This window comes from Ruegeria sp. BE1 (assembly GCF_056538885.1).
This window is the reverse complement of sequence record NZ_JBQFTY010000007.1, coordinates 197366-205069: the sequence shown is the minus strand read 5'-3', so window position 1 is coordinate 205069 and position 7704 is coordinate 197366. Positions and strand designations below refer to the sequence as shown.

The 7704-nt window shown below is 59.6% G+C and carries 9 protein-coding genes; 6 read left to right on the top strand and 3 right to left on the bottom strand.

Features of this window, described 5'->3' with window-relative positions:
* From ACR0J5_RS18820 to ACR0J5_RS18810, 3 genes are all read right to left on the bottom strand, one after another.
* On the bottom strand, positions 1-91 hold a 91-nt coding region (locus tag ACR0J5_RS18820; protein WP_215675807.1), incomplete at its 3' end, for a GTP-binding protein.
* A 113-nt stretch (positions 92-204) separates the two neighbouring features.
* Complete coding sequence (locus ACR0J5_RS18815) at positions 205-798, bottom strand: hypothetical protein (RefSeq protein WP_480656110.1); 594 nt, start codon at positions 796-798, stop codon at positions 205-207.
* 98 nt (positions 799-896) lie between these two features.
* A complete protein-coding gene (locus tag ACR0J5_RS18810) occupies positions 897-3245 on the bottom strand; it encodes a DNA topoisomerase IV subunit A (protein WP_480656108.1) in 2349 nt (782 codons plus the stop codon).
* Between the two features lie 254 nt (positions 3246-3499).
* Here ACR0J5_RS18810 and ACR0J5_RS18805 point away from each other — a divergent pair, with 254 nt between their 5' ends.
* From ACR0J5_RS18805 to ACR0J5_RS18780, 6 genes are all read left to right on the top strand, one after another.
* A complete protein-coding gene (locus tag ACR0J5_RS18805) occupies positions 3500-4054 on the top strand; it encodes an SH3 domain-containing protein (RefSeq protein WP_480656106.1) in 555 nt (184 codons plus the stop codon).
* 70 nt (positions 4055-4124) lie between these two features.
* Positions 4125-4952: an SDR family NAD(P)-dependent oxidoreductase gene (locus ACR0J5_RS18800; protein ID WP_480656104.1), complete on the top strand. Its 828-nt coding sequence runs from the start codon at positions 4125-4127 to the stop codon at positions 4950-4952.
* 82 nt (positions 4953-5034) lie between these two features.
* On the top strand, positions 5035-5238 hold the full coding sequence (locus ACR0J5_RS18795) for a twin transmembrane helix small protein (RefSeq protein ID WP_480656102.1): 204 nt from the start codon (positions 5035-5037) through the stop codon (positions 5236-5238).
* Entirely contained in the window at positions 5239-5811 is a 573-nt protein-coding gene (locus tag ACR0J5_RS18790; protein ID WP_480656100.1) for a cob(I)yrinic acid a,c-diamide adenosyltransferase, read from the top strand.
* Between the two features lie 161 nt (positions 5812-5972).
* On the top strand, positions 5973-6731 hold the full coding sequence (locus ACR0J5_RS18785; protein ID WP_480656098.1) for an electron transfer flavoprotein subunit beta/FixA family protein: 759 nt from the start codon (positions 5973-5975) through the stop codon (positions 6729-6731).
* Positions 6731-7660 carry an electron transfer flavoprotein subunit alpha/FixB family protein gene (locus ACR0J5_RS18780; protein ID WP_480656096.1) on the top strand — a complete coding sequence of 310 codons (930 nt, stop codon included), beginning with the start codon at positions 6731-6733 and terminating at the stop codon, positions 7658-7660. Before ACR0J5_RS18785 ends, ACR0J5_RS18780 begins: the two co-directional genes overlap by 1 nt.
* Positions 7661-7704 lie beyond the last annotated feature (44 nt).

The following is a 7704-nucleotide window of genomic DNA, read 5'->3' as shown; positions in this document are numbered from 1 at the left end:
CTGCGGTCAGCGTCGTTTTACCGTGGTCAACGTGCCCAATCGTGCCGATGTTGACGTGCGGTTTTGTACGCTCAAACTTTTCCTTTGCCATTCCTCAGGCGCCCTTTTGCGATTTGGGGGACCCTTGGTCCCGTGGTTACATCTGCGCGCGCGAGATATTTGGTTCAAAGGGGAAAATCAAGCACATCCTGCGTGAAAAGCAGGTTAAGATGCCGGATTTTGGGTCAACTCGCTGGAATCGAGGGGTTGGATCAAGTCCGGACGCCGCTGGAACCAGCCGTTCGCCTGATGTTCTTCGGCCAGCCACTCCTCGACTCGGTCGGCGACTTTCAGGGACAGACCGCTCATTTGTTCTTCTTTGGTGCGCGAATGGCCCGATCCTGCCAGCGCACTTTCTCCGGTCGTGTCTTCGAGAACCTGGAACTGCTTTCCCTTGGCAAGAAACTCTTTGTTGTTCACGTCATAAACGTTAACCAACACGATCGCGGTGCTTTTGGGGTTGTAAATGACCGGAATGCCCGGAGGCGCCAGCATATAACCTTCGAGGCTGATACCGATGTCATATTCCTGCGCACCCGAGTACCGGCCCAAGCGAATATCAACCGCATTCTGAATTGCGGCGGTCCACTCATCCGGAGTCGCATCGCGCGACACCGGGCCCTGCACCGCCTTATCGGCAAAGGCGTAGTTGACCCGCAACTTGAATTCACCCAATGATTCAGGTTCCTCATAAACCTGCGTCTGTGTGCAGGCGCCCATCAGGGCCAATCCGGTGATCAGGGTCAGAATGCGCAGCATGTCTCTCGTCTCGATAGGCCTGTTTTTTATTGATCTAGCGCACCGATACGGGTTGTGCCAAGCCGTATCGGTGGAATTCCTCCTACGGAGGCCCGCTATCACGAGAATTTATAGTCGCGCGGGAAGCCATAGGGCGGTTTTTTCCCGACACTGGCGCGTTTGGCCAGCCATTGGGACATATCCGCCTCGTGCCGGGTTTTGTCGCCGCCCATGGACCATTTCAGGCCCTCTTCCCAGTTGAAGGTGGTGATGTCGGACAAACCGCCATCCAGCTCAAGCGTGCCCTGCCGCCCGCGCGCCATGTTGTATTTTTGCAGGCGCACGCCCTTGCCACGGGTCATCTCGGGCAGTTCCTCGGTCGGGAAGACCAGGAACTTACCATTTTGCGAGACCACCGCCACGTGGTCACCTGCAACCGGTTTACAGATCACCGCCGTCTCGTCGCCTTTGACGTTCAGCACCTGTTTACCGTTGCGGGTCTGGGCCAGCACGTCATCCTCGGGCACCATGAATCCGTTCCCCGCATCCGAGGCCACCAACAGCTTGCGCCCTGGCTTGTGGATCAGGATGTCGACGATCTGTGCTTCGTTCGGCAGATCGACCATCAGGCGCAGCGGTTCACCCATTCCCCGACCACCGGGCAGGTTGGCGGCGCTGACCGTATAGAACCGTCCGTTCGAGGCAAACACCAGCAAGCGGTCAGTCGTCTCGGCATGGAAGATGAACCGCGGGCCGTCGCCGTCCTTGAACTTGAGCTCGCGCTTCAGGTCGATATGGCCAGTCATGGCGCGAATCCAGCCCATCTGAGAACAGACGACCGTGATCGGTTCGCGGTCGATCATCGCCTCAAGCGGGACCTCTTCGACCTCACCGGCCTCTTCCAGTGCGGTGCGCCGCGCGCCGCCTTCGTAGTCTTTGCCGAAGGTCTTCTTGGTCTCTTTCAGCTGTTCAGCGATCTTGGCCCACTGCAGGGCCGGATCGGCCAGCAGGTCTTCGAGATTGGCACGCTCTTCCATCAGCGCATCGCGCTCACGCACCAGCTCCATCTCTTCCAGACGACGCAAGCTGCGCAGGCGCATGTTGAGGATGGCGTCAACCTGAACTTCGGACAGCTCGCCCTCGCCCGGCTTGGGTGAGACATAGTCAGCCTCGCTGGTGGCGCGGACGTGGTCGACACCCCAATCCTCGCGCATCAGCGCCGCCTTGGGATCGTCGTCGTAACGGATGATGTCGATCACACGGTCGAGGTTCAGGAAGGCGACGATAAAGCCCTCCAACACCTCAAGCCGGTGGTCGATCTTGGCCATACGGTGGCGCGAACGACGAAGCAGAACTTCTTGCCGGTGATCGAGGAAGGCGCGCAGCACTTCCTTCATCGAACAGACCTTGGGCGTCACGCCGTCGATCAGCACGTTCATGTTCAGGCTGAACCGCACCTCAAGGTCCGAGCTGCGGTAGAGCATGCCCATCAGCACCTCGGGGTCCACGTTTTTGGAACGCGGTTCAAGGATCAGGCGGATGTCATCTGCGGATTCGTCGCGCACATCGCCGAGGATCGGGATTTTCTTGGTCTGGATCAGTTCTGCGATCTTTTCGATCAGCTTGGATTTCTGAACCTGATAGGGAATCTCGGTGACCACGATCTGCCACTGGCCACGGCCAAGATCCTCAACCTCATACTTACAGCGCAGGCGGAACGAGCCACGCCCGGTGCGATAGGCTTGCGCGATATTCTCGGGTGGTTCGACGATCACACCGCCGGTTGGGAAATCCGGGCCGGGCACATAGTTCAACAGCGTGTCGTCGCGCGCATCCGGCGTTTTGATCAGATGCAGACAGGCGTCGCAGAGTTCCGAGATATTGTGCGGCGGGATATTGGTCGCCATACCCACCGCAATCCCACTGGCACCGTTGGCCAACAGGTTCGGGAACTGCGCGGGCAGTACAACCGGTTCGGTCAGAGTGCCGTCATAGTTGTCACGGAAATCGACGGCGTCTTCGTTCAGACCCTCAAGCAGAGCCTCGGCCACGATGGTCATCCGCGCCTCGGTATATCGCGAGGCCGCCGGGTTATCGCCGTCGATGTTGCCGAAATTCCCCTGACCGTCGACCAGCGGGTAGCGGACGTTGAAATCCTGCGCCAGACGCGCCATCGCGTCATAAATCGCGGCGTCGCCATGCGGGTGATAGTTGCCCATCACGTCGCCCGAAATCTTGGCCGACTTACGGAATCCGCCCGTCGCGCTGAGTCGCAGCTCGCGCATGGCATAAAGGATTCGCCGGTGAACCGGCTTCAGCCCGTCCCGCGCATCGGGCAGTGCCCGGTGCATGATGGTGGACAGAGCGTAGGTCAGATAGCGTTCGCCAATTGCGCGGCGCAGCGGTTCGGCTACCTCGCCCCCACCCTCGGGGGCCTCCATGTTGGGGTCGTCGATCGTATCGTTCATATATGATGTGGTACAATGCAAGCGCGGCGCGGTAAAGCAACCAACGCATATTTTGCTGGGGACAAGTGGCGCTTTTTGCAACAGGGGGAGGCAACCCCCCGATTTCCCCCGTTTTTCGACTCGGGTCTGAAAATATGCTAGTCTGATCGGATTAGACTGCTGCCTATTTCTTGTTTCTTACGATTACTGGGGGATGCGCCATGACGCGCCTTATTGTTATGACTTTTGCTGCACTCGGTTGGTGCTTTTACGTAATGAGCGACGGACCTGATTTTGAACCGCGCGGCCTGCGCAGTGAACAACCCGTTCAGGTGGCCTCAACCTCTGTACCTTCTGCTTCCCGGGCTCGCGCCGAAGAGCTTGTGACCAATGTTGCGGCCCGTGTACCTGCGTCGCGCGCGGAACCCCAACCTGCCATCGAAGACGTGGTCGAGATTGTGGCCGATGATGCCAGCCTCGCGTCTTTTTCGAACCTGACCGTGTTCGAAGATCAAAGCGCCAATATCACCCTTGCCTCGCTTGAGGACGGCGTCGCCGGCCTGCAGCAGGTCACGGATGAGACAACCGATACCGCCTCCGAGGCGCCCGCGTTGCCCGAAGTGGAAAAGGACATTCGCGAAATCTCTGGCACCCGTGTGAACATGCGCGACGGGCCGGGCACGATCTATCCGATCATCGGCAAAGCCAGCATCGGCCAGAAGGTCGAGGTTCTTGGCGAATCCGGCACCGGCTGGCTGCGTCTGCGCGTGTTGCCGCAGCGACAGGTTGGCTGGATTTCCGCGTCGCTGGTGCGAAAATCAGCAAACTAACGCAGTCGTGTCATTGTCCTGCCCCAATGCTCGCCATAGCTATGGCTGAGAATAAAGGGCGGGGGAGACAATGCAAAAAACCATTCTGATCACCGGTTGTTCGTCGGGCATTGGTCTGGATGCGGCCCACGGCATGCGCGCGCGCGGGTGGCGTGTCTTTGCATCCTGCAAGCAGCAGCGCGATTGCGACAGATTGCGGACGCAGGGGTTCGAAAGCCCGCGTATCGATTATACCGATGCAGATAGCATCACGTCGGGCCTGGCTTCGGTGCTTGAAGCCACCGGCGGCACCTTGGACGCGCTGTTCAACAACGGGGCCCACGGCCTGCCCGGCGCGGTCGAGGATTTGCCCACAGATGGTCTGCGCCAGATATTTGAGGCCAACTTCTTTGGCTGGCACGAACTGACCCGGCAGGTGATTCCGGTCATGCGGGCGCAGGGGCACGGGCGAATCGTTCAGAACTCATCCGTGCTGGGTCTGGTGGCGTATCCGTGGCGCGGGGCCTATGTGGCAACAAAATATGCGGTCGAAGGGCTGACCGACACGCTGCGCCTGGAGCTGGCGGATACTGACATCAAGGTCGTCCTGATCGAGCCCGGCCCGATCACCTCGAAAATCCGCGAAAACTCGATCCCAATGTTCGAGCGTTTCATCAACTGGCAGAACTCGGCCCTGCGCGACCGGTACGAGGCGTCCTTGTTGAAAAGACTGTACGAATCCTCAGGGCCGGACCGGTTCGAACTGCCCGCTTCGGCTGTGACTGACAAGCTGGCCCATGCGGTCGAATCGAAACGCCCACGCCCGCGGTACTACGTGACAACGCCCACCTATATCGCCGGGTATCTGCGGCGCATTCTGCCCACGCGCACCATCGACCGCATCCTGTCAGACGTCTGAGGCGAAATTACCCGTTCGCTTTTCACACCTGCGGGTCTAGATGGTAGCCTCAGGAAAACAAGACAAGCGGACGGTGGTATCCATGGACCTTTTGATGGTCGTTTTGTTGCTGGCCATGGCGGCGGTTGTCGTCGTGCTGGTGATCGGCATCTCGAATTTCGGCAAACCCGGTAAAAACGCCGCGCTGAGAAGCAACAAGATGATGCAGCTGCGGATTTTGTTTCAGTTCATTGCCGTGGTGCTGATCGTGCTCTACGTCTGGCTGCGCGGACAAGGAGGACAGTAAATGGTCGTACTCAACAAAATCTATACGCGCACCGGCGATGACGGCAAAACGGCGCTGGGCAATGGTGAGCGGGTTGCAAAATACTCAGGCCGCGTAGCCGCCTATGGCACCGTGGATGAGCTGAACTCCTTCGTTGGCGTAGCCCGAACCGAGGCCGAGGGAGACGTCGATGCCGCCCTGTCCCGCATCCAGAACGACCTGTTCGATCTGGGCGCCGATTTCTGCCGCCCCGACATGGAAAAGGACGCCGAGGCCGAATACACGCCGCTGCGCATCGTATCCTCGCAGATTGACCGGCTTGAGGCCGAGATTGACGCCATGAATGACGCGCTGGAACCGCTGCGCAGCTTTATCCTGCCCGGTGGCTCCCGTCTGGCCGCGCACCTGCATGTGTGCCGGACCGTGTCGCGCCGGGCCGAGCGGCTGGCGGTTGAGCTGACCAATATGGAGCCGGTGAACGAGGTCGCCGTAAAATACCTCAACCGTCTGAGCGATTGGTTCTTTGTGGCCGCCCGCTGTGCCAACGAAAACGGCACTGCGGACGTGCTGTGGATTCCGGGGGCAAACCGTTAACCACAGGGCCGTGACGTCAAAAAACACGAAACGCGACGTCCCAAGCCCATGACATGACGATTTTGCTCTGTTGCACGGGGGATTGAGACGCTATGCAATGCCCCGAGAGCATTGGTGGAGTCGCTTCGCGGCTTACCGTTTTTTGAGGAGAAAGCGCTAAAATGAAGGTACTGGTACCTGTCAAACGCGTGATTGACTATAATGTGAAAGTCCGCGTGAAAGCGGACGGTAGCGGTGTTGATCTCGCCAATGTCAAAATGTCGATGAACCCGTTCGACGAGATTGCGGTTGAAGAAGCGATCCGTCTGAAAGAAGCGGGCAAGGCCGACGAAGTCGTTGCCGTTTCGATCGGTGTCAAGCAGGCGCAGGAAACCCTGCGGACCGCGCTGGCCATGGGTGCAGACCGTGCGATCCTGGTTGTCGCAGCCGATGACGTCCACACCGATATCGAGCCTCTGGCTGTCGCCAAAATCCTGGCCAAAGTGGTCGAGGAAGAGCAGCCCGGTCTGGTTCTGGCGGGCAAGCAGGCGATCGACAACGACATGAACGCCACCGGTCAGATGCTGTCGGCCCTGCTGGGCTGGTCGCAAGGCACCTTTGCGTCGGAAGTGGACATCGAAGGCGACAGCGCCAAGATCACCCGTGAGGTGGACGGCGGCCTGCAGACCATCACCGTCAAGATGCCGACCATCGTAACCGTAGACCTCCGTCTGAACGAGCCGCGCTATGCGTCGCTGCCCAACATCATGAAGGCGAAGAAAAAGCCGCTGGATGAGAAGACCGCAGCCGATTACGGCGTCGACGTCACTCCGCGTCTGGAAGTGGTCAAAACCGAAGAGCCGCCGGCACGTGCCGCGGGTATCGTTGTGGGCTCGGTCGACGAGCTGGTCGAGAAACTCAAAGAAGCGGGGGCTGTGTAATGGCTGTTCTTCTTCTGGCAGAAGTCAACAATGGTGAGCTGTCGCTGGACGCCACCGCCAAGGCCGTCAACGCCGCAAAAGCTCTGGGTGATGTGACCGTTCTGGCTGCAGGTGGTTCCGCCGCCGCTGCCGGTGAGGCCGCCGCCAAGATCGACGGTGTTGCCAAGGTTCTGGTCGCCGAAGACGAATCGCTGGGCCACCGCCTGGCGGAATCGACTGCGGCGCTGATCGTATCGCTGGCCGATGGTTACGAGCATATCGTGGCCCCTGCGACCACCGACGCCAAGAATGTCATGCCGCGCGTTGCTGCGCTGCTGGACGTGATGGTGATCTCGGATGCGTCCGGCGTGGTTGACGGTTCGACCTTCGAGCGTCCGATCTATGCGGGCAACGCAATCCAGACCGTGAAATCGAACGACGCCAAAAAGGTCGTCACCCTGCGGACCGCCAGCTTTGACGCTGCGGGCGAAGGCGGCTCGGCCCCGGTTGAGACCATCTCGGTCGGAGAAAACCCCGGTCTGTCGTCCTGGGTCGAGGACAAGGTTGCCGAAAGCGACCGTCCGGAACTGACTTCGGCTGGCATCGTTGTGTCGGGCGGCCGTGGCGTTGGCTCGGAAGACGACTTCAAGCTGATCGAAGCACTGGCCGACAAGCTGGGCGCGGCTGTTGGCGCATCGCGCGCGGCCGTTGACTCGGGCTATGCGCCGAACGACTGGCAGGTGGGTCAGACCGGTAAAGTTGTTGCCCCCGATCTGTACGTTGCTGTCGGCATCTCGGGCGCGATTCAGCACCTGGCGGGTATGAAAGACTCGAAGGTTATCGTCGCGATCAACAAGGACGAAGAAGCACCGATCTTCCAGGTCGCAGATTTCGGTCTGGTCGCAGACCTGTTCCAAGCGGTGCCGGAACTGACCGAAAAACTCGGCTGATCGAAGGCAAAGATTTTTCGTCGAAAAATCTGGGAAGGCCCGCC